The organism is Caballeronia sp. S22, from assembly GCF_964261745.1.
In the GTDB taxonomy this organism is placed as follows: domain Bacteria; phylum Pseudomonadota; class Gammaproteobacteria; order Burkholderiales; family Burkholderiaceae; genus Caballeronia; species Caballeronia jiangsuensis.
Map to the genome: position 1 here is coordinate 682,971 of NZ_OZ180035.1, position 22,052 is coordinate 705,022.

Genomic DNA, 22,052 nt, shown 5'->3' on the forward strand with positions numbered 1-22,052 from the left:
AAAGCGTCTCAATATCGACTTCCTCCAGAATCACAACGTTATCAACGGCTATGGCGCCGATCCCGGGCCTTTGGACGTCGCTGTCTTCTAGCGCCTCGACCATGGTGAACTCGTTGAGCACGCAGCTCACGAAGGATCCTGCGCCCGGCCTGAACTCGCTGTCCACGGCGTTCAGTTCCATGTCGCAGAGTCTGTCGACGGTGGCGAGCACGCTGGGCAGTTCCATCGCCAACTCTGCCTCGATGGCGAATGGGATGGGTGCGTCCATTAGCAGCAGTGATTTGAATCTCAACTCGCTGTCCGTCTCTATTTCGACGGGTGTCACGTCGCTCTCGTCGTCCCAAAGCTCGGGCCTCTCAACGCTTTCCACCGGGCTGGGTTCGGTTTCCACAACCGCTGCCGCGCTCGCCATCGGCGTCGGCTCGCTCAGTAGCACCGTATCCGGCCTGTCTACGAGCGTAAGTACGACCACAGCCAAAGTCAGCAGTCTCTCGAGCTCGGCGAGCACGATCGTCAGCCAGGTCACGAGCCTTTCCTCGGGACTGAGCACGACCCAGGGCGCGGTGAGCACGCTGTCTCCGGCGTTGAATTCTGTTTCGACTTCTGCGGCAGCTCTCTCGACAGTCGAATCTGGGGTGCTGACCGGGGTGGGCAGCGTATCGCTCAGTCTGAGCGCGGCGAATAGCGCAGTGGGCGGTTTCTCTGGCAGTCTGAGCACTGTCAGCAGCGCGGTGGCAAGCATGTCGAGCGGGCTCGGCACCACGAACTTGCTGTCGGTTGGCCTGAGCACGGCCAATATCGCGGCGAATTCGCTGTCGACGGGTCTGAGCACGGCTAACAGCGCGGTGAGTTCGCTGTCGACCGGCCTGAGCACGACCAACAGCAACGTCAACAGTTTGTCGACAAGTCTGAGCGCAGCGAACAGCCAGGCTGCGACGCTCTCGACAAACATGGATACCTTGTCCAGTTCCGCCGCTACGAGCGTCAACTCCCTTGCGACGGGCCTGAGTACGACTCAGGGCGCCGTCGCCACGACAACGGGCGGCCTGAGCACGACCAATAGCACGCTGACCAGCCTGTCCAGCGGATTCGGCACGGCCGCCACGTCGATGGACTCGCTTTCGAGCGGCGTGGGCACGGCCAATTCCACGGTGAGTCAGCTGTCGACCAACGTCGGCACAGCCAGCAACACGGTCAACACGCTCTCCTCGAGCCTGAACTCACTGTCGACGTCCGCTTACATGGGCGTCGCATCCGTTTCCACCGGCCTGAGCACGGCGAAAAGCAGCGTGGATACGCTCGCAACCGGCCTGAGCACGACGAACGACGCAATTATCCCGCTCGCGCCTGGTCTCGCGAATACGGACAGTGCCGTTGCGGGGCTGGCCGGTAGCGTCAGCACGACCGTGAGCACGGTCGGTAGCATGTCGTCCACGGTCGGCTCGATGTCGACTGGCGTCAACACGACGCTGAGCACGGTCAGTCAGCTGTCGAGCAGCGTCAGCACGCTCAACAGCGCGACGAATTCGATGTCGACGGGTTTGAACACGGCCAACAGCTCGCTGGCGAGCCAGTCCAATACTGTGAACGCGCTGTTCACGGGCCTGAGCACGACCAGCAGTGTGGTTGGTGTTGTTTCGGCGAGCCTGAGCACCGTCGCCACGCGCGCCGACAATCTTTCGACCGCTTCGAATTTGACCAAAGGGAACGTCAATACGCTTTCCACGAATCTGAATTCGCTGTCGGCGTCGACGTCGACGGGCGTCACGTCGCTTTCCACATCGCTCAATAGCGTGACCAGCCGCGTGACCAGTCTTTCGACGGGTCTAGGCACGATTAACAGCAATGTGACTTCGTTGTCCACGGGTCTAAGCACGGCCAATAATCAGGTGGCGAGCGTGGCGAGCGGCCTGAGCACGACCAACAGCACCGTCAGCTCGCTGTCTTCGTCGGTGAGCGGTCTTTCCACGGGCCTGAGCACGACCAATAGCGTGGTGAGTACGCTTTCCGGAAGCCTCAGCACGGTCGGTGGCAAAGCAGATAGCCTCTCGACCGGATTGAGCACCACCACGAACATCGTAGACAGCTTGTCGACTGGCATGGGCTCGTTGTCCAGTTCCGCATCGACAGGCATCGACTCGGTCTCGACCGCACTGAGCATGACCAACAGCGCGGCCAGTAATCTCTCGACCAATCTGGGCACGGTGGATAGTTCGGTCGCGAGCGTCTCGAGCGGGTTGAGCACGGTCACCACCGCTGTGACTGGGCTGCAAAGCAGTACCGGCACGCTGTCGACCGAACTGAGCACCGTCTTCACGGCGGTCAGTTCACTTTCAACCGGCCTCAGCACGACCAACAGCAAGGTCACGACGCTCTCCACCGGTTTGAACACGTTGTCGACTTCCGCCTCGACGGGCATCGCGACGCTGTCGACCGGTCTCGGCGCGGTCAACGGTCGAACCGCGAGCGTGTCGACATCGCTCGATTCGGTCAACTCGACGGTGAGCGGCCTGAGCGCTGCGGCGAATTCGCTGTCGACGGGACTGAGCACGACCGATAGCAACGTGAGTGTTCTGTCGACAGGCCTGGATACCGCGAACAGCACCGTCGGCGGTCTTTCTACCGTGGTCAAAGACGCGGTCATGTATGACAGCTCTGCTCATTCGAAGATCACGCTGGGTGGCTCCGGCAAGCCGGCGGTGACGCTGACGAACGTGGCGGACGGCACGAGCCCGCTCGACGCGGTGAACTTCGGCCAGTTGAGCGTGCTGTCGACCTCCATTTCGACGGGGTTCGACTCGCTGTCGACCGTTCTGTCGACATCAGGTCCTGAAGTGATCACGTCGTTGTCCGTGTCGGCGTCGAGCAGCGTCAACTCGCTGTCGACGGGTCTGAGCACGACCAACAGCAGTCTGAACAGCCTCTCCATCTCGACTTCCACGACGGCGAGTTCGCTGTCCACGGGTCTGAGCTCGCTGTCGGGTTCGACCTCAAGCAGTATCAGCTCGCTGTCGACGGGTCTGAGCTCGCTGTCGACATCGGTCTCGACCGGCATCACCTCCTTGTCGTCGGGCTTGAGCTCGCTGTCGGTTTCCACGTCGACCAGCATGAGTTCGCTCTCGACGGGCGTGAGTTCTCTGTCGGCCGGGGTGAGTTCGCTGTCCACGGGCATGAGCTCGCTGTCGACGGGCATGAGCTCGCTGTCGGCGTCTACTTCGACGGGCATCAGCTCGCTGTCGACGGGTCTGAGCTCGCTGTCGAACTCGATTTCGACGAGCATCAGTTCGCTGTCTGCGTCCGCTTCGACGGGTCTCAGTTCGTTGTCTAGCGGCATGAGCTCGCTGTCGGCGTCGGCCTCCACGGGTATCAGCTCGCTGTCCGCAGGCATGAGCTCGCTGTCGGCCTCGACCTCGACGGGCATCAGCTCGCTGTCGAGCGGTGTGAGCTCGCTGTCGGCCGGCGTGAGCTCGCTGTCCACGGGCATGAGCTCGCTGTCGGCGTCGGCCTCCACGGGCATCAGCTCGCTGTCCACGGGCATGAGCTCGCTGTCGACTTCGACCTCCACGGGCATGAGCTCGCTGTCGGTTGGCGTGAGCTCGCTCTCCGTTGGCGTGAACTCGCTGTCCACGGGTATCAGCTCGCTGTCGAGCTCGACCTCGACGGCGGTGAACTCGCTGTCCACGGGCCTGGCCAACGCGGTGATGTACGACGATGCCACGCACTCGAAGGTCACGCTGGGTGGCTCGGGCCATTCGCCGGTGACGCTCACGAACGTGGCGAACGGCACGAGCCAGTCCGATGCGGTGAACTTCGGCCAGTTGAGCTCGCTGTCGAACTCGACCTCGACGAGCTTCACCTCGATGTCGACGGCTATCTCGAGCTCGAGCGGTAACTTCGACTCGCTGTCCTCCAGCTTCACGTCGATGTCCACGGGCATCAACTCGCTGTCCACGGGCATGAGCTCGCTGTCGAGCTCGACCTCCACGGGCATGAGCTCGCTGTCGAGCGGTGTGAGTTCGCTCTCTGTAGGCGTGAGCTCGCTCTCCGCAGGCGTGAGCTCGCTGTCGGCCTCGACCTCCACGGGCATGAGCTCGCTGTCGAGCGGCGTGAGTTCGCTCTCCGCAGGCGTGAGCTCGCTGTCCACGGGCATGAGCTCGCTGTCGGCTTCGACCTCCACGGGTATCAGTTCGCTGTCGAGCGGCGTGAGCTCGCTGTCCACGGGCATGAGCTCGCTGTCGGCCTCGACCTCCACGGGTATCAGCTCGCTGTCGACGGGCGTGAGCTCGCTGTCCACGGGCATGAGCTCGTTGTCGGCGTCGACCTCCACGGGCATGAGCTCGCTGTCCGCGGGTATCAGCTCGCTGTCGGCTTCGGCCTCCACGAGCATCAGTTCGCTGTCCACGGGTATTAGTTCGCTGTCGGCTTCGACCTCCACGGTCATCAGCTCGCTGTCGGCTTCGACCTCCACGGGCATGAGCTCGCTCTCAGTTGGCGTGAGCTCGCTCTCCGTTGGCGTGAACTCGCTGTCCACGGGTATCAGCTCGCTGTCGAGCTCGACCTCGACGGCGGTGAACTCGCTGTCCACGGGCCTGGCCAACGCAGTGATGTACGACGATGCCACGCACTCGAAGGTCACGCTGGGCGGCTCGAGCCATTCGCCGGTGACGCTCACGAACGTGGCGAACGGCACGAGCCAGTCCGATGCGGTGAACTTCGGCCAGTTGAGCTCGCTGTCGAACTCGACTTCGACGAGCTTCACCTCGATGTCGACGGCCATCTCGAGCTCGAGCGGTAACTTCGACTCGCTGTCCTCCAGCTTCACGTCGATGTCCACGGGCATCAACTCGCTGTCCACGGGCATGAGCTCGCTGTCGAGCTCGACCTCCACGGGCATGAGCTCGCTGTCGAGCGGCGTGAGTTCGCTCTCTGTAGGCGTGAGCTCGCTCTCCGCAGGCGTGAGCTCGCTGTCGGCATCGACCTCCACGGGCATCAGCTCGCTGTCGAGCGGTGTGAGTTCGCTCTCCGCAGGCGTGAGTTCGCTGTCCACGGGCATGAGCTCGCTGTCGGCTTCGACCTCCACGGGCATGAGCTCGCTGTCGAGCGGCGTGAGTTCGCTCTCCGCAGGCGTGAGCTCGCTGTCGGCCTCGACCTCCGCAGGCATCAGCTCGCTGTCGACAGGCATCAGCTCGCTGTCCACGGGCATCAGCTCGCTCTCCGCAGGCGTGAGCTCGCTCTCCGCAGGCGTGAGCTCGCTGTCGGCCTCGACCTCCGCGGGCATCAGCTCGCTGTCGAGCGGCGTGAGCTCGCTCTCCGTTGGCGTGAGCTCGCTGTCCACGGGTATCAGCTCACTGTCGGCTTCGACCTCGACGAGCATCAGCTCGCTCTCCGCAGGCATCAGCTCGCTGTCGACGGGCGTGAGTTCGCTGTCCACGGGCATGAGCTCGCTGTCGGCGTCGACCTCCACGGGCATGAGCTCGCTGTCCGCGGGTATCAGCTCGCTGTCGGCTTCGGCCTCCACGAGCATCAGTTCGCTGTCCACGGGTATCAGTTCGCTGTCGGCTTCGACCTCCACGGTCATCAGCTCGCTGTCGGCTTCGACCTCCACGGGCATGAGCTCGCTCTCAGTTGGCGTGAGCTCGTTCTCCGTTGGCGTGAACTCGCTGTCCACGGGTATCAGCTCGCTGTCGAGCTCGACCTCGACGGCGGTGAACTCGCTGTCCACGGGCCTGGCCAACGCGGTGATGTACGACGATGCCACGCACTCGAAGGTCACGCTGGGTGGCTCAAGCCATTCGCCGGTGACGCTCACGAACGTGGCGAACGGCACGAGCCAGTCCGATGCGGTGAACTTCGGCCAGTTGAGCTCGCTGTCGAACTCGACCTCGACGAGCTTCAACTCGATGTCGACGGCCATCTCGAGCTCGAGCGGTAACTTCGACTCGCTGTCCTCCAGCTTCACGTCGATGTCCACGGGCATCAACTCGCTGTCCACGGGCATGAGCTCGCTGTCGAGCTCGACCTCCACGGGCATGAGCTCGCTGTCGAGCGGCGTGAGTTCGCTCTCCGCAGGCGTGAGCTCGCTCTCCGCAGGCGTGAGCTCGCTGTCCACGGGCATGAGCTCGCTGTCGGCATCGACCTCGACGGGCATCAGCTCGCTGTCGAGCGGCGTGAGCTCGCTGTCCGCAGGCGTGAGCTCGCTGTCCACGGGCATGAGCTCGCTGTCGGCTTCGACCTCCACGGGTATCAGCTCGCTGTCGAGCGGCGTGAGCTCGCTGTCCACGGGCATGAGCTCGCTGTCGGCCTCGACCTCCACGGGCATCAGCTCGCTGTCGAGCGGCGTGAGTTCGTTGTCCACGGGCATGAGCTCGCTGTCGGCCTCGACCTCCACGGGCATCAGCTCGCTGTCGAGCGGCGTGAGCTCGCTCTCCGCAGGTGTGAGCTCGCTCTCCGCAGGTGTGAGCTCGCTGTCCACGGGCATGAGCTCGCTGTCGGCTTCGGCCTCCACGGGCATCAGCTCGCTGTCGAGCGGCGTGAGCTCGCTCTCCGCAGGCATCAGCTCGCTGTCGGCAGGCGTGAGCTCGCTGTCCACGGGTATGAACTCGCTGTCGAGCTCAACCTCGACGGGCATCAGCTCGCTGTCGAGCGGCGTGAGTTCGCTGTCGAGCGGCGTGAGTTCGCTCTCCGCAGGCGTGAGTTCGCTCTCCGCAGGCGTGAGCTCGTTGTCGGCGAGCGTCAGTTCGTTGTCGACCAACGTGAGCTCGCTGTCCACCGGCGTGAACTCGCTGTCGACGGGTATGAGCTCGTTGTCGGCTTCGACTTCGACGGGCATCAGCTCGCTGTCGAGCGGCGTGAGCTCGCTCTCGGCTGGCATCAGCTCACTGTCGACCAACGTGAGTTCGCTGTCCACGGGTATGAACTCGTTGTCGGCTTCGACCTCCACGGGCATCAGCTCGCTGTCGAGCGGCGTGAGCTCGCTCTCGGCTGGTATCAGCTCGTTGTCGGCAGGCGTGAGCTCGTTGTCCACGGGTATGAACTCGCTGTCGAGCTCGACCTCGACGGGTATTAGCTCGCTGTCGAGCGGCGTGAGTTCGCTCTCCGCTGGCGTGAGTTCGTTGTCGGCAGGCGTGAGCTCGCTGTCCACGGGTATGAACTCGCTGTCGAGCTCGACCTCCACGGGCATCAACTCGCTGTCCACGGGCGTGAGCTCGCTGTCGGCCTCGACCTCCACGGGCCTCAGCTCGCTGTCCACGGGCATCAGCTCGTTGTCGGCGTCGACCTCCACGGGCCTCAGCTCGCTGTCGACGGGTATCAGCTCGCTGTCGGCGTCGACCTCCACGGGCCTCAGCTCGCTGTCGACGGGTATCAGCTCGCTGTCGGCTTCGACCTCCACGGGCATCAGCTCGCTGTCCACGGGTATCAGCTCGCTGTCGGCGTCGACCTCGACGGGCATCAGCTCGCTGTCGACCGGTATGAACTCGCTGTCGGCGTCGGCCTCCACGGGCATCAGCTCGCTGTCGGCTTCGACCTCCACGGGCATCAGCTCGCTGTCCACGGGCGTGAATTCGCTGTCCACGGGGATGAGCTCGCTGTCGGCGTCGGCTTCCACGGGCATTGGCTCGCTGTCCACGGGTCTGACCTCGCTGTCGAGTTCGGCCTCCACGGCGGTGAATTCGCTGTCCACGGGCCTGGCCAACGCGGTGATCTACGACGACGCCTCGCACTCGAAGATCACGCTGGGTGGCTCGGGCGCGGCGCCGGTGAAGCTCACGAACGTGGCTGACGGCACGGAGAATCCGGACGCGGTGAACTTCGGTCAGTTGAGCTCGCTGTCGGCTTCGACCTCGATGGGTCTCAACTCGCTGTCCACGGGCATGAGCTCGTTGTCGGCTTCGACCTCCACGGGCCTCAGCTCGCTGTCCACAGGCGTGAGCTCGCTGTCGAGTTCGACCTCGACGGCGGTCAGCTCGCTGTCCACGAATGTCAGCTCGCTGTCGAGCTCGGCCTCCACGGGCATCAGCTCGCTGTCCACGGGTGTGAGCTCGCTGTCCACGGGCATCAGCTCGTTGTCCGCGTCGGCCTCCACGAGCATCAGCTCGTTGTCCACGGGTGTGAGCTCGCTGTCCACGGGCATCAGCTCGCTGTCCGCGTCGAGCTCGACGGCGATCAGCTCGCTGTCCACGGGCGTGAGCTCGCTGTCCACGGGCATCAGCTCGCTGTCCGCAGGCATTAGCTCGCTGTCGAGCTCGGCCTCCACGGCGGTCAGCTCGCTGTCCACGGGCGTGAGCTCGCTGTCCACGGGGATCAGCTCGCTGTCGGCTTCGGCCTCGACGGCGCTCAGCTCGCTGTCCACGGGTATCGACTCGGTGTCGACGGGCATCAGCTCGCTGTCGACTTCGGCCTCCACGAGCGTGAGCTCGCTGTCCACGAGTGTCAGCTCGCTGTCGGCTTCGGCCTCCACGGCGGTCAGCTCGCTGTCCACGGGCGTGAACTCGCTGTCCACAGGCATCAGCTCGCTGTCCACGTCGAGTTCGACGGGTGCCAGCTCGCTGTCGACGGGTATCGACTCAGTGTCGTCGGGTGTCAACTCGCTGTCGACGGGTATTAACTCGCTGTCGACGGGTTTCAGCTCGCTGTCAACTTCGATGTCCACGAGCCTTGGTTCGCTGTCCACAGGCGTGAGCTCGATGTCGACGAACTTGAGCTCGATATCGACGAGCATCAGCACGGTAGCCAGTGGGGTCACGAGCATGTCGACCTCGCTGAGCAGCGTGGTCAACGGTGAGGGCATGAAGTACTTCCACGCCAACTCGGTCCTGGCCGACTCTTCGGCGACTGGCAAGAACTCGATCGCGATCGGCGGTAACGCTAGTGCGACAACTGATAACTCGGTAGCGCTCGCGACCAACGCTGTGGCGGATCAGGCGAACACCGTGTCCTTCGGTAATTCGACCGACAAACTGAAAATCACGAACATCGCCGACGGTATCGCCAACGACGACGTGGCGACGGTGGGTCAGTTGAAGGCAACCAGCCTGTACAAGGACGGCACGAATGGCCAGCCGAAGACGGCTGTGACGTTCGACACGCTGAAGGACGGAAGCACCGACTACAGCAATATCACGCTGGCGGGCAAGGACGGCACGGTCATCCACGGCGTTTCTACTGGTCTTGCGCCGACGGACCTGATCAACAAGGCCCAGTTGGACGCATTGGCCGGTAAGGTTGCCAATGTCTCGGTCGGAGACGACCCGATGTTTGCCGCGGACGGTGACCGTGCTTCGGAAGCAGCAGTCGCAAGCGGCACGCATGCAACGGCGAGCGGCACGAACGCTCAGGCAACGGGTGCGAACTCGGTTGCACACGGCGCAAGCGCGGTCGCCAGCGGTGTTGGCGCGGTAGCCATCGGTGCGGGCAGCCATGCAACCGCGGATGATTCGGTCGCGCTGGGTGCGAGCTCGGTCGCGGATCGTTCGAACACGGTCTCGGTCGGCTCAGCAGGTCACGAGCGTCAGATCACTAACGTGGCGATCGGTACGCAAGATACGGATCTGGTCAACGTCAACCAACTGAACGATGCGGTCGCGCAGTCCAACAGCTACACGGACAGCATGGTGAGCGGCATGCAAGGCGCGGTCGCCGAAGTGGGCCGTAGCGCCTACTCGGGTATCGCGGCGGCCACCGCCCTCGCGATGATCCCGAACATCGATCAGGACAAGTTGATGTCGGTCGGTGTGGGCGGTGCAACGTATCAGGGCTATGCGGCTGCAGCCGTCGCACTGAATCTGCGCGTCACCCAGAACCTGGTACTGAAGGCCGGCGCGGGTTCGAGCCGCAGCGGCACGGTCTACGGTGCCAACGCGTCGTATCGGTGGTAAGGCGAACGTCCCGGGCTCACGCTCGGGACTGCCCGGGCGACCGCGAAGTCATGCGGTCGCCCGGGAGCCGAGCTCTTTGAACCGATTTAGGTAGCTAATCAAGATGTCCAAACTTCTTCTCTCCGTTTTTACCGCTATCGGCGTGCTGTCTGCTTGCACGACGGATACGGGTATCACTTACACGGCGCGCAAGCTGAATGTCGCCCAGCAGCCGCAGGCATATCGCGTCACTTGCTCGGGCATATTCGAGTCGCAAAAATCGTGCATGTCAGAGGCTTCACGCATCTGCAAAGATCAACAAGTCATGGTCGTTGAGGCGCTCGACAATTCGAAACTCAGACTGGGTGGAAGCAGCGCGCGCGAGCTTAACTTCACATGCGCTGGCGGATCGCCATCGAAGCCGGCGGCTTGATGCGTATCGAATGATCGAGCCGCTGCGGCTCGCATCGTCCTTCTGAAAACCGACGTTCGTTGAACGTCGGTTTTTTTTTGCTTCGCGTGTCGCGTACTTCGAGCGAACAGCCGTGCGAGTCGCGCATAATTTCGAGAAGGCCATTTCCCCGGCCAATCGCCTCGCTTACAAGTAGAATTCCGTTGCCCAGCGCCGTGTTCGCGCTTGCCGGACATTGCTCGTATGTGCAGTGCAGCGACGGCAAACGCATACATAGCGCAAAAAACCTCAACAAAATCAAGGAGGCGTTATGCCAGCCGTCCACGGGAGCATGCTGCTGCTCTACGCGGTGATCGCGATCGCGGTTCTGATCCTGATGATCGCACGCTATAAGGTTTACCCGTTCCTCGTCCTCATGATCGTGTCCGTGTTGCTGGCCCTCGCGGTCGGCATGCCGATGGACAAAATCGTCAAGTCGTTCGAAACCGGCAACGGCAACACGCTCGGCCATATTGCCGTCGTCGTGGGTCTTGGCACGATGCTTGGCAAGATGATGGCCGAATCGGGCGGCGCCGAGCGCATCGCCAATACGCTGATCAATCTGTTCGGCGAAAAGAACATCCACTGGGCGATGATGGTCGTCGCGATCATCGTCGGCTTGCCGGTGTTCTTCGAAGTGGGCTTCGTGCTGCTGATTCCGATCGCGTTCAACGTCGCGCGACGCACCGGCAAGTCGCTGCTGCTGATCGGCTTGCCGATGGTCGCGGGCCTTTCGGTCGTGCACGGTCTGATTCCCCCACACCCGGCCGCATTGCTCGCGGTGCAGGCGTATCACGCCGATATCGGCAAGACGATCGCGTACGGTCTGATCGTCGGTGTGCCGACGGCAATCGTCGCGGGCCCGCTGTTCGCGCTGTTGATTCACAAATACATCAAACTGCCGGATGCCAACGCGCTCGCCGACCAGTTCACCCAAAAACACGGTGACACCGAGAAAAAGCACGATCTGCCGAGCTTCGGCATCACGCTGTTCACGATCCTGCTGCCAGTGATTCTGATGCTGATCGGAAGCTGGGCGGATCTGGTCTTCACGCCGAAAACATTGCCGAACGATTTGCTGCGCTTTATCGGCCAGTCGGATATGGCGCTTCTGATCGCCGTGCTGGTCAGCTTCTGGACCTTCGGCGCGAGGCAGGGCTTCAACCGCGAGCAGATTCAGAAGTTCTGCGGCGAGTGCCTTGCGCCGATCGCGGGCATCACGCTGATCGTCGGTGCGGGTGGCGGTTTCGGCCAGGTTCTGCGCGATAGCGGCATCTCGCAGCAGATCGTCGCGACGGCGTCGTCGGCAAGCCTCTCGCCGCTCTTGCTCGGCTGGTTCGTCGCCGCGCTGATCCGTCTCGCGACGGGTTCGGCGACAGTCGCGATGACGACCGCATGCGGCATCGTCGCGCCGATCGCCGCCGCGGCGGGCGGCCATACGAGCCCGGAACTGCTGGTGCTCGCCACCGGCTCCGGCTCGCTGATCTTCTCGCATGTGAACGATGGTGGCTTCTGGCTGATCAAAGAGTATTTCGGGATGACGGTCGGACAGACGTTCAAGACCTGGTCGCTGCTCGAAACGATCATTTCCTTGATGGGACTCGGTTTGACCTTCGTGCTTGCGGCGTTCGTGTAAGGAGAGTTCGATGATTCTGATCGCAATGGGCGTGTCGGGGGCCGGCAAGTCTCTCATCGGCGAATTGCTGGCGGAGCGCTTGCACTGCTCGTTCACGGACGGCGACGCGTTTCACAGCGCCGCCAACAAGGAGAAGATGCACAAGGGCATACCGTTGACCGACGAAGACCGCTGGCCGTGGCTGAAGACGATTCGCGCCGCGATCGAAGAGAAGCAGGGCGCGGGCGAAACGGCGGTGTTTACGTGCTCGTCGTTGAAACGCTCGTATCGCGACGTCCTTCGTGAGAACGACAAGGATGTGTGCTTCGTCTATCTGGAAGGCACGTTCGAGGTCCTGCATGATCGGCTCGGGTCGCGCACGGGTCACTTCTTCGATCCGTCGCTGCTCAAGAGCCAGCTCGAAACGCTCGAACCGCCGGGCGAGGACGAGGCGATCATCGTGAGCATCGAGCACACGCCCGAGGAAATCGTCGATATCGTGATAGAGGAACTGAAGACGCGCTGAACGCGCGATTCAGCAAGAGAAAAGGCCCCACGTCGCAAAACGTGGGGCCTTTCTCATTGCCGGGACGTGGCGGGCGTCAGGCGATCCGCTTCGCCAACTCGACCGCCTTGCCGATGTACGAACCCGGCGTCATTTCCAGCAGCAGCTTCTTCGCGTCGGCGGGAATCGCGAGACCCGCGATGAACGTCTGCAGCGCCTCGCGCGTGATGCCCTTGCCGCGCGTCAGCTCCTTCAACTGCTCGTACGGATTCTCGATGCCGAAACGGCGCATCACCGTCTGCACCGGCTCGGCGAGCACTTCCCATGTGTTGTCGAGGTCCTCGTTCAGGCGCGCGGCGTTCACTTCGAGCTTGTCGAGACCGCGGATCAGCGCGTCGTATGCAAGCAGCGAATAGCCGAACGCGACGCCGATATTGCGCAGCACGGTCGAATCCGTTAGATCGCGCTGCCAGCGCGAGACCGGCAGCTTCTCGGAGAGATGGCGCAGCGTCGCGTTTGCGAGTCCGAGATTGCCTTCCGAATTCTCGAAGTCGATCGGGTTGACCTTGTGCGGCATCGTCGACGAGCCGATTTCGCCGGCCTTTAGCTTCTGCTTGAAATAGCCGAGCGAGATATAGCCCCACACGTCGCGATCGAGGTCGAGCAGGATCGTATTCGCGCGAGCCACCGCGTCGAACAGTTCGGCCATGTAGTCGTGCGGCTCGATCTGGATCGTGTACGGATTGAACGTGAGCTTCAGCCGATTCTCGACGACATCCTTCGAGAACGCCTCCCAGTCGAATTCCGGATACGCCGACAAATGCGCGTTGAAGTTGCCGACCGCGCCGTTCATCTTGCCGAGGAGTTCGACCTTCTCGATGCGCTGGATCGCGCGCGCAAGACGCGCCGCAACATTGGCGATTTCCTTGCCGAGCGTCGTCGGGCTCGCGGGCTGGCCGTGCGTGCGGGAGAGCATCGGCTGTTCGGCTTGCGCGTGCGCGAGCTTCACGAGGCGCTCGTACACCGAGCGCAGCGCCGGCAGGATCACGTGTTCGCGCGCGCCGGCGAGCATCAGGCCGTGAGACGTGTTGTTGATATCTTCAGACGTGCACGCGAAGTGGATGAACTCGCTCGCGCGTTCCAGTTCCGGCTGGCCCTTCACCGACTCCTTGAGCCAGTATTCGACGGCCTTCACATCATGATTCGTGACACGCTCGATGTCCTTGATGCGCGCGGCGTCGTGCGCGGTGAAACGCTCGGCGAGGCTCAGCAGGAATTGCTCGGACGCTTCGGAAAAGCGCGGCACTTCGGCGAAACCGGCACGCGACAGCGCGATCAGCCAGTGAATCTCGACCGTCACGCGATGCCGCATGAACGCGGCTTCGGAGAGCCATTCGCGCAGGGCTTCTGTCTTGGCGGCATAGCGGCCGTCGAGCGGCGAGAGCGCGGTGAGCGCGAAGAGGGTATCGGGACGGGTATCGGACATGATTGCGGGCGCGGCCGGAAGGAAAAGACGGGAGAACCGCGCATTTTACCATCGGATGCGTCCCAATCCCCGGCGCGCGCCGCCGTTCAGCGGGTCCGCAGTTCGTCGTCGAGTGCGCGAAGTTGCGCGGGCGTGCCGACGTTTTCCCAGCGGCCTTCGTAGCGTTCGCCGCTCGCGCGCCCGGCCGCGATCGTTTCGCGGTAGTACGGCGTCAGCGCGCGGCGCGCGCCGGGCGCGAGATCGCGGAACATGCGCGTGTCATACAGGCCGATGTTGCCGAAGGTGTAACGGGGCTCGCCTTCGAGTGCGAGCACGCCGTCGCGCAAGGCGAAATCGCCTTTGGGGTGAAACGGCGGATTCGGCACCATCACGAGATGCATGCCGGGTTCCGCGCGCGCCCTCAGTGCTTCGGCGTGGTCGCGCAAGGTCGAATAATCGAAATCGCAGAATACGTCGCCGCTGACCGCGATAAACACGCCGTCCCCGATCAGACGCCGCGCCTGTGCGATGCCGCCCGCCGTCTCCAGCGCCTCGGTCTCGGGCGAATACCGCAACTCGACGCCCCAGCGCGAACCGTTCCCAAGCGCGGCCTCGATCTGCTCGCCGAGCCACGCATGATTGATGACGATCGTCCCGACGCCCGCTGCCGCAAGGCGCTCGATCTGCCACACGAGGAGCGATTTGCCGGCAACTTCGAGCAACGGTTTCGGACACGTATCGGTGAGCGGGCGCATGCGTTCGCCACGGCCGGCGGCGAAGATCATCGCCGTTTTCAAAGCGTGCGTCATCGTGAACTCAAAAGGTGTAACCGACTTCGATCGCGCGGCCTTCCAGCGAATCGAGCAGACGCGCGAACGGCCACAGCGGCGCGTAGCGCTCGGCGACCTTGCGCGCATAGCCGATGAAGCGCGGCAGATCGGCGAGATATTGCGGCTTGCCGTCACGATAATGGATGCGCGCGAACAGCCCGAGCACCTTGATGTGCCGCTGCAGGCCCATCCATTCGAGCTGACGGTAGAACTCGCCGAAATCCGCATCGACGGGAAGTCCGGCCTTCTTCGCGCGTTCCCAGTAATAGGCGACGCAATCGAGTTGAAAGGCTTCTTCCCAGCTGACGAAGGCGTCGCGCATCAACGACGCCATGTCGTACGTGATCGGCCCGTACACCGCGTCCTGAAAGTCCAGCACGCCCGGATTCGGCTCGCACACCATCAGATTGCGCGGCATGAAATCGCGCAGCATGAAGGTCTGCGGCTGGGCGAGCGCGCTCTGGACGAGCAGCGTGAAGGTGTGGTCGAGGGTCTTGCGTTCGTCGGCGGTGACTTCGCGGCCCAGATGGCGGCCGATGAACCACTCGGGCATCAACTCCATCTCGCGCCGCAGGAACGCCTCGTCGAAAGGCGGCAGCACGCCTTCGCGCGCGGTTTGCTGGAAGCGGATCAGCGCGTCGATCGCGGCGCGCATCATCGGACGCGCGTTTTTTTCGTCGAGAACGGACATGTAAGTCGTGGTGCCGAGATCCGTCACGAGCATGAAGCCGGCGTCGAAATCGGCTTCGAGGATTTTCGGCACGTGCACGTTCGCCGCTTCGAGCAGCCCGGCAACCTGCACGAACTCGCGGCATTTCTCGGGCGGCGGCGCATCGACGGCGATGAGCGTCTTGCCATGCTCCGAATCGCTCTCCAGCCGGAAATAGCGACGGAAGCTTGCATCGGCGGAAGCGGGGGCGAGACTGGCGACATTCAGCCGGTAGCGTCCGGCGAAATTTTCAAGCCACGAGCAGAGCTGATTCAGGCGGGCGTCGGAAGGAATATGCGTCATAAATTCGAGGGGCCAAACATCTTGCCATATAATACCCCACGACTTTTTTAAGCGATCCGTTTCACGCCTGGCGCCAGGCCCCCGACGACTGTGAGCGTCACCGTTCGATCGAGTGTCGTCCCTGCTTAGCAACGGACCGTCAAGTTCGTGACTGCGGAAAGGGCGCGGCCGCCTGCCCGGCGGCATCGGCGCGTGGGACGCGAACGGGATCGAACCGCCACCCATACATGCCGCCACGACAGTTTCCCGTATCGAAAATCCAAGGCGACGCTCAGCCACGCAGGCGGCGGCTCGTCGTCGCGCTTCTATCCGTTCCGGGCCTGATGCCGGCTCTCGCGCACGCCCAGCTCTCGGGCGACGCGGCGTATCCTCAGCCGCTCGACGGCCCCGGCAGTCTGCGCCTCGCGCCGCAACTCGAAGAGCGCCCGCTGCAGAACGGCCAGCAGCCTTCGACGTTCCTCCTGAGCGACAAGGCGACGGGCACCACCGATGAAGACATGGCGGCGAAGGGATCGGCGGAGATCCGGCGCACGGTGACGGTCATCAAGGGCGACGCGCTGCATTACGACCAGGATACGGACATGGCCGATGCTTTCGGCAATGTCAGGCTGATCAACAACGGCGTGTCGTTCATCGGTCCGGAAGCGCATCTGAAGGTCGAGGCCAACGAAGGGTTCATGACGAACCCGAAGTACCATTTCAACGTGACGGGCGGCTCGGGCAGCGCCGAGCGCGCCGACATGATCGACGACGAGCGCGCGCGCATCGATCACGGCACCTACACCGCCTGTCAGTGCGAATCCGATCCGGCGTGGTACATCAAGGGCACCTCGTTCGATTTCGACACCGGCGCCGAAGAGGGCGTCGCGCATAACGGCGTGCTGTTCTTCCAGGGCGTGCCGGTTTTCGGCAGCCCGTGGCTGTCGTTTCCGCTCACGAGCGATCGTCGCAGCGGCCTGTTGCCGCCGACCTTCTCGCTCAGCTCGACGACCGGCTTCGAAGCGACGATCCCGTACTATTTCAATATCGCGCCGAATCGCGATCTGACCGTCACGCCGCGCATCATGACGCGGCGCGGCGTACTCGGAGAGGCGACGTACCGGTATCTGTCGCCCACGTATTCCGGGTCGTTCACCGGCGACTATCTGCCGGACGACCGCCAGACGCACACGAATCGCTATGCGATCTTCTGGCAGCATCGACAGAACTTCGGCAGTGGCTTCGGCGGCTATGTCAATTACAACAAGGTTTCGGACGATCAATATCCGGAAGACCTGGGCAACGCGTCGAATCAGTTCCTGAACGGCACGCAGTTGCTGTATCAGCAGGAAGCAGGGCTCACGTACAACAACGGCCCGTGGTCGGTGCTCGCGCGCGAACAGCGCTGGCAGACGCTGCAGCCGTCGGTTCCGCCCTACGCGCGCGAGCCGCAGGTGAACGTTCAGTACAGCAAGTACAACGTCGGCGGCTTTGACTACGGCGCGGAACTGGACGCGACGCGCTTCACGATCACGACCGACGGCGCCACCGACGGCAACCGCCTGTACTTCAACCCGTATCTGAGTTACGGGATCAACGCGCCGGGTTACTTCGTCACGCCGAAGGTGCAATGGCACTTCGCGTCGTACGACCTGAGCCATATCGCGACGACCCAGGTGGCGGGCTCGTCGCCGCCGGTGACGGGGCAGCCGAAGAATTTCACCGAGTCGATTCCGACCGTCAGCTTCGACACGGGCCTCGTGTTCGACCGCTCGGTGCGGCTCTTCGGCCAGGATTACATCCAGACGCTGGAGCCGCGGCTCTACTACGTCTACACGCCGTATCACAATCAGGACTTCGCGCCGATTTTCGATACCGCCGAAGCCGACTTCGGCCTCGCCGAGATCTATACGCCGAACACATTCGTCGGCAACGACCGCATCGCGGACGCGAACCGCATCACGGCAGGCCTGACGACGCGCTTCATCAATCCGGCGACGGGCGACGAGCGCGCGCGTTTCGTCATCGCGCAGCAGTATTATTTCCAGAGTCAGCGCGTCACGATCACGCCGGGCCAGTTGCCCGAACAGGCAAAGCACTCGGATCTGATCGCGGGCGCGGCCATCAAGCTGGGGGCTGGTTTCGCTTCGGAAACCGCGTTCCAATATAATGTGGACAACAACCAGCTCGTGCGCTCGAGCGTCGGTTTTGCGTTCAGTCCGGCGGAACGCAAGGTGATCAACATCGGCTACCGCTACACGCGTTCGAACCAGACCACGCTGGTGAACGAGCCGATCAACCAGATCCTGCTGTCGGCCGAGTGGCCGCTCACGAATCGCCTCTATGCCGTCGGCCGCGTAAATTACGATCTCGCGAGCCATCGTCTCGTCGACGGGCTCCTGGGCTTCCAGTACGATGCCGACTGCTGGGCGTTGGGCTTCGGCATGCAGCGTTACGCCAACGGCGTGAACACGCAGGGCCAGCCTTCGTCGGGCACGCGCGTGCTCGCGCAATTGACGTTCAAGGGCTTGTCGAACGTCGACAACGGTCTCGTCAGCGCGTTCCGCGCGAGCGTCCAGGGTTATCAGCCGCCGCCGCCAGCGGCGCCGCCGCTCTCCCGGTACAGCGATTACGAGTAAGGCCGGAACGGGCGGTCGCGTGCGGCATCCAACGTCAGGCAGTGAAGAGCGGCCAGGAGCCGCGCAGTGCAGCACATTCAAGCAGGACACGAACGGGTGAAGCCCGTATTTGATGGAGTATCTGTGGCAAACGTGAATATGTTTCGATCGACGGCAATCGCAGCGGGCGTGCTCGCTGGCGCGCTGATCCTGAGTTCGCCGGCCGGTGCGCAGGCGTTGTCGAATCGCAATGCGCAGGTCGCCGATTCAGTCGTCGCGGTGGTGAACGACGGCGTCATCACGCAGCGCGAGCTGCAAGACCGCACGACGCTCATCGTCAAGCGTCTCCAGCAGCAGAACGCGCCCGTGCCGCCCGCGGACCAGATGCAGCGGCAAGTGCTCGATCAGATGGTGCTCGAGCGCATTCAGCTTCAGAAGGCGAAGGAAGACGGCATCGCCATCGACGATGCCACCGTCAACCGTACGCTCGCGCGTCTCGCGCAGCAAAACCAGATGACGCTCGACGTGTATCGCTCGCGCATCGAGGCGCAGGGCGTGCCCTGGTCCACCTTCACGCGCGATGCACGCACGGAGCTCACGCTTTCGAAGCTGCGCGAGAAGGAAGTCGACAGCAAGATCACCGTGTCCGACGGCGAAGTGGCGAACTACATCGCCAGCCAGCGCGGGCCGGGCGCCCGCAATACGAGCGATCTGCGCCTTCAGCACATCATGTTCAAGCTCCCGTCGGACGCGCCTCAAGGCGAAGTCGCGAAGGTGCAGGCCCAGGCCGACGCCGTGCTCAAGCAGGCGCAAGGCGGCGAGGATTTCGCGAAGCTCGCCAAGCAGAACTCGCAGGACACCGACGCCAGCAAGGGCGGCGACCTCGGTTTCCGCACGCCCGGCACGTTGCCGACGGGCATCGTGAATGCCGTGTCGACGTTGCGTCCGGGCCAGGTCGTCCCCACGCTTTTGCGCACCGACGGCGGTTTTGAGATCATCAAGCTGGTGGATCGCCGCGCGAGTCAGGGCACCGCCGCCGATGCGCCCAAGCTCGTGCAGACGCACGTGCGCCACATCCTGCTGCGCGTGTCGGACGGCATGTCCGAACAAGCCGCACGCCAGAAACTGCTCGACATCAAGCAGCAAGTCGCGACAGGCGGCGATTTCGCCAACTTCGCGCGCACGTATTCGCAGGACGGCTCGGCGTCGCAGGGCGGCGATCTCGGCTGGATCAGCCCGGGCGAGACCGTGCCCGAGTTCGAGCGCGCGATGAACAATCTCCAGGACGGCGCCGTCAGCGATCCGGTGCGAAGCGAGTACGGCTATCACCTGATTCAGGTGCTCGGCCGTCGCGAAGCGGAAGGATCGGCGTCGCAGCAGCTCGACATCGCGCGTCAGGCGATCGGCCAGCGCAAGGCCGAGCAGGCGTATTCCGACTGGCTGCGCGAACTGCGCGACACCGCGTACGTGCAGTACAAGGGCATCGCTGCCCTGCCGCAGTAACAACATGAGCACCGCCGACGCCCGGCCGCTCGCCATCGCCATTACGACCGGCGAGCCGGCCGGCGTCGGCCCGGAACTGACGGCGGCGGCGCTCAGGCAGGCGCGCGAGCGCTGGCCGTCGGCGCACTTCACGGTGCTCGGCGATCGCGCGCTGCTCCAAGCGCGCGCCGGAGCGGGCTGGCCCGAGGCGCACGGCACGGTCGAAATCGAGCATCACGCGCTCGCCATGCCCGCCGAACCCGGCAAGCTGAATGCCGCGAACGGACGCTACGTGCTGACTCTGCTCGATGCCGCGATCGACGGCGCTGTCTCCGGCCGTTTCGACGCCATCGTCACCGCGCCGCTGCAAAAGAGCACGATCAACGATGCCGGCGTTCCCTTCACCGGCCATACCGAATACCTCGCCGAGCGCACGAACACGCCGCGCGTCGTGATGATGCTGGCGGGATCGAGCGAGCGTCCGTTGCGCGTTGCGCTCGCGACCACGCATTTGCCGCTGAAGGATGTGTCCGCGGCGCTCAGCATCGACGGCCTCGTCGAAACGCTCGCCATCATCGATCACGATCTGCGCGCGCATTTCGGCTTGCGCGCGCCGCGCATTCTCGTCACCGGTCTCAATCCGCATGCGGGCGAGAACGGTTATCTGGGTCGCGAGGAAATCGACGTCATCACGCCCGCGCTCGAACGCGCGCGCGCGCTCGGCATCGACGCGCCCGGGCCGTATCCCGCCGACACGCTGTTCCAGCCGCGCTATCTGAAAGACGCCGATTGCGTGCTCGCGATGTTCCACGACCAGGGCTTGCCGGTGTTGAAATACGCGACGTTCGGCGAGGGCATCAACGTAACGCTCGGCTTGCCGATCATCCGCACGTCGGTGGATCACGGCACCGCGCTCGATCTCGCCGGCACGGGCCGCGCCGATCCGGGCAGCATGATCGCCGCGATCGACGCCGCCGTCACCATGGCGCGCCACAAACGCGCGGCCTGATTCAGCGCTGCGCGGCCGCTTCATTCAAACGAGTATGTCGACCAAACATCAAGGCCATTTCGCGCGCAAGCGCTTCGGGCAAAACTTCCTCGTCGATCAGGGCGTGATCGATTCCATCGTCGATGTGATCGCGCCGAAGCGGGGCGAGCGCATGGTGGAGATCGGGCCGGGACTCGCGGCGCTCACGGAACCGCTGATCGAGCGGCTGGCCACGCCCGAGTCGCCGCTGCACGCGGTCGAGCTGGACCGCGATCTGATCGGCCGTCTGGAAAAGCGTTTCGGCGACAGGCTCGTCGTGCATTCCGCCGATGCGCTCGATTTCGATTTCGCGTCGCTCGCGCTTGAAGGCGAGGACAACGACAAGCCGACGCTGCGCATCGTCGGCAATCTGCCGTACAACATTTCCAGTCCGCTGCTGTTTCACCTGACGGCGTTCGCGCACAAGGTGATCGATCAGCACTTCATGCTGCAGGACGAAGTGGTCGATCGCATGATCGCCGAACCCGCGAGCAAGGACTACGGACGTCTCTCGGTGATGCTGCAATACCGCTACGTGATGGACAAGCTCATCGACGTGCCGCCCGAGTCGTTCAATCCGCCGCCGAAGGTGAATTCCGCGATCGTGCGCATGATTCCGTTCGCGCCGCACGAGTTGCCCGAAGTCGATGAAGCCGTGCTGTCCGATGTCGTGAAGGCCGCGTTCGCGCAACGTCGCAAGGTGTTGCGCAACAACCTGAGCGCGTATCGCGACACGATCGATTTCGACGCCCTCGGCTTCGATCTCACGCGCCGCGCCGAAGAAGTGCCGGTGGCGGAATTCGTCACGCTGGCGCAGACGGTTCAGCGCTCGAAGGCCTGAACGCAGCCCACATCCGACAGCAATTTCATCAGCCGTTCCAGTCGCGCGCGCTGCCCGTGTTGCAGGCCGCGCGTCGCGCTCACCTGCTGGACGCGCGTGCGCCAGTAGGTCTGGCCGAACAGCGAATTCGCGCCTTCCGCCGACAGCACGCGCTCCAGATGCACGATCGCGGCATCGACATTCCTCGGCGTGTAAGGGCTCGTGATCGTGGCGTGCCGCTCGAGTGTTTCGTTCATCGCTATCCTCGTGTCGCGTTGAATCCGAACGGCCGATTCTGCGAGCGGCGCGGGACATTCGGCGTCCCGGATGCGCAACTTCGATCGGGACGCGATGTGTCCGGATCGGCTGCTATGATCGTCGTCCCATCGTCCGG

General features: G+C 63.6%; 18 protein-coding genes and 1 pseudogene. 9 read left to right on the plus strand and 10 right to left on the minus strand.

Translation table 11 applies throughout. The features are described from left to right. Window positions 1–1,015: 1,015 nt before the first annotated feature. The 4 genes from ACEN42_RS03245 to ACEN42_RS03260 all read right to left on the minus strand — a co-directional run bounded on the left by ACEN42_RS03245 (window position 1,016) and on the right by ACEN42_RS03260 (window position 2,644). On the minus strand, window positions 1,016–1,150 hold the full coding sequence (locus ACEN42_RS03245; protein WP_371880608.1) for a hypothetical protein: 135 nt from the start codon (window positions 1,148–1,150) through the stop codon (window positions 1,016–1,018). Between the two features lie 87 nt (window positions 1,151–1,237). Then, on the minus strand, window positions 1,238–1,435 hold the full coding sequence (locus ACEN42_RS03250; RefSeq protein ID WP_371880609.1) for a hypothetical protein: 198 nt from the start codon (window positions 1,433–1,435) through the stop codon (window positions 1,238–1,240). Window positions 1,436–1,483: 48 nt separating this feature from the next. After that, window positions 1,484–1,834, minus strand: coding sequence for a hypothetical protein (locus tag ACEN42_RS03255; protein WP_371880610.1), 351 nt, complete (start codon window positions 1,832–1,834; stop codon window positions 1,484–1,486). Window positions 1,835–1,885: 51 nt separating this feature from the next. Beyond that, window positions 1,886–2,644, minus strand: coding sequence for a hypothetical protein (locus ACEN42_RS03260; protein WP_371880611.1), 759 nt, complete (start codon window positions 2,642–2,644; stop codon window positions 1,886–1,888). A 112-nt stretch (window positions 2,645–2,756) separates the two neighbouring features. Between ACEN42_RS03260 and ACEN42_RS03265 the strand changes: the two are divergent. Next, window positions 2,757–7,823, plus strand: a pseudogene (locus ACEN42_RS03265) (beta strand repeat-containing protein); the annotation flags it as partial. Here the strand turns inward: ACEN42_RS03265 and ACEN42_RS03270 are convergent. Next, complete coding sequence (locus ACEN42_RS03270; protein ID WP_371880612.1) at window positions 7,814–8,788, minus strand: hypothetical protein; 975 nt, start codon at window positions 8,786–8,788, stop codon at window positions 7,814–7,816. The pseudogene ACEN42_RS03265 and the gene ACEN42_RS03270 sit on opposite strands and share 10 nt — an antisense overlap. Here ACEN42_RS03270 and ACEN42_RS03275 point away from each other — a divergent pair. Further along, window positions 8,748–9,875 (plus strand): YadA family autotransporter adhesin, encoded by a 1,128-nt coding sequence (locus ACEN42_RS03275; RefSeq protein WP_371881057.1) that lies wholly within the window; start codon window positions 8,748–8,750, stop codon window positions 9,873–9,875. The genes ACEN42_RS03270 and ACEN42_RS03275 overlap by 41 nt on opposite strands. A 103-nt stretch (window positions 9,876–9,978) precedes the next feature. After that, window positions 9,979–10,287 carry a hypothetical protein gene (locus tag ACEN42_RS03280; RefSeq protein ID WP_371880613.1) on the plus strand — a complete coding sequence of 103 codons (309 nt, stop codon included), beginning with the start codon at window positions 9,979–9,981 and terminating at the stop codon, window positions 10,285–10,287. On the opposite strand, the gene ACEN42_RS03285 is transcribed toward ACEN42_RS03280, so the two are convergent. Continuing rightward, the gene (locus tag ACEN42_RS03285; RefSeq protein ID WP_371880614.1) at window positions 10,247–10,591 is read right to left on the minus strand and encodes a hypothetical protein; all 345 of its coding nucleotides are present in this window, start codon (window positions 10,589–10,591) and stop codon (window positions 10,247–10,249) included. The two genes, ACEN42_RS03280 and ACEN42_RS03285, sit on opposite strands and share 41 nt — an antisense overlap. Here ACEN42_RS03285 and ACEN42_RS03290 point away from each other — a divergent pair. Further along, window positions 10,577–11,941 carry a GntP family permease gene (locus tag ACEN42_RS03290; protein WP_371880615.1) on the plus strand — a complete coding sequence of 455 codons (1,365 nt, stop codon included), beginning with the start codon at window positions 10,577–10,579 and terminating at the stop codon, window positions 11,939–11,941. The two genes, ACEN42_RS03285 and ACEN42_RS03290, sit on opposite strands and share 15 nt — an antisense overlap. A 10-nt stretch (window positions 11,942–11,951) precedes the next feature. Further along, a complete protein-coding gene (locus ACEN42_RS03295) occupies window positions 11,952–12,446 on the plus strand; it encodes a gluconokinase (protein WP_238288324.1) in 495 nt (164 codons plus the stop codon). A 76-nt stretch (window positions 12,447–12,522) separates the two neighbouring features. Here the strand turns inward: ACEN42_RS03295 and purB are convergent, their stop codons facing one another. From purB to ACEN42_RS03310, 3 genes are all read right to left on the minus strand, one after another. Then, complete coding sequence (purB, locus tag ACEN42_RS03300) at window positions 12,523–13,911, minus strand: adenylosuccinate lyase (protein ID WP_187606026.1); 1,389 nt, start codon at window positions 13,909–13,911, stop codon at window positions 12,523–12,525. Between the two features lie 86 nt (window positions 13,912–13,997). Beyond that, a complete protein-coding gene (gene murU, locus ACEN42_RS03305) occupies window positions 13,998–14,699 on the minus strand; it encodes an N-acetylmuramate alpha-1-phosphate uridylyltransferase MurU (protein ID WP_371880616.1) in 702 nt (233 codons plus the stop codon). A gap of 7 nt (window positions 14,700–14,706) precedes the next feature. Further along, window positions 14,707–15,732 (minus strand): aminoglycoside phosphotransferase family protein, encoded by a 1,026-nt coding sequence (locus ACEN42_RS03310; protein WP_371880617.1) that lies wholly within the window; start codon window positions 15,730–15,732, stop codon window positions 14,707–14,709. A 227-nt stretch (window positions 15,733–15,959) separates the two neighbouring features. Here ACEN42_RS03310 and ACEN42_RS03315 point away from each other — a divergent pair, with 227 nt between their 5' ends. From ACEN42_RS03315 to rsmA, 4 genes are all read left to right on the plus strand, one after another. Further along, complete coding sequence (locus ACEN42_RS03315; protein WP_371880618.1) at window positions 15,960–18,350, plus strand: LPS-assembly protein LptD; 2,391 nt, start codon at window positions 15,960–15,962, stop codon at window positions 18,348–18,350. 138 nt (window positions 18,351–18,488) lie between these two features. Beyond that, window positions 18,489–19,832, plus strand: coding sequence for a peptidylprolyl isomerase (locus tag ACEN42_RS03320; protein ID WP_371881058.1), 1,344 nt, complete (start codon window positions 18,489–18,491; stop codon window positions 19,830–19,832). A gap of 4 nt (window positions 19,833–19,836) precedes the next feature. Next, window positions 19,837–20,820, plus strand: a complete 984-nt coding sequence (gene pdxA, locus ACEN42_RS03325) for a 4-hydroxythreonine-4-phosphate dehydrogenase PdxA (protein WP_371880619.1) — start codon at window positions 19,837–19,839, stop codon at window positions 20,818–20,820. 34 nt (window positions 20,821–20,854) lie between these two features. Continuing rightward, complete coding sequence (gene rsmA, locus ACEN42_RS03330) at window positions 20,855–21,679, plus strand: 16S rRNA (adenine(1518)-N(6)/adenine(1519)-N(6))-dimethyltransferase RsmA (protein ID WP_238212762.1); 825 nt, start codon at window positions 20,855–20,857, stop codon at window positions 21,677–21,679. On the opposite strand, the gene ACEN42_RS03335 is transcribed toward rsmA, so the two are convergent. Then, on the minus strand, window positions 21,661–21,915 hold the full coding sequence (locus tag ACEN42_RS03335; protein ID WP_035500939.1) for a hypothetical protein: 255 nt from the start codon (window positions 21,913–21,915) through the stop codon (window positions 21,661–21,663). The genes rsmA and ACEN42_RS03335 overlap by 19 nt on opposite strands. Between the last annotated feature and the right edge of the window lie 137 nt (window positions 21,916–22,052).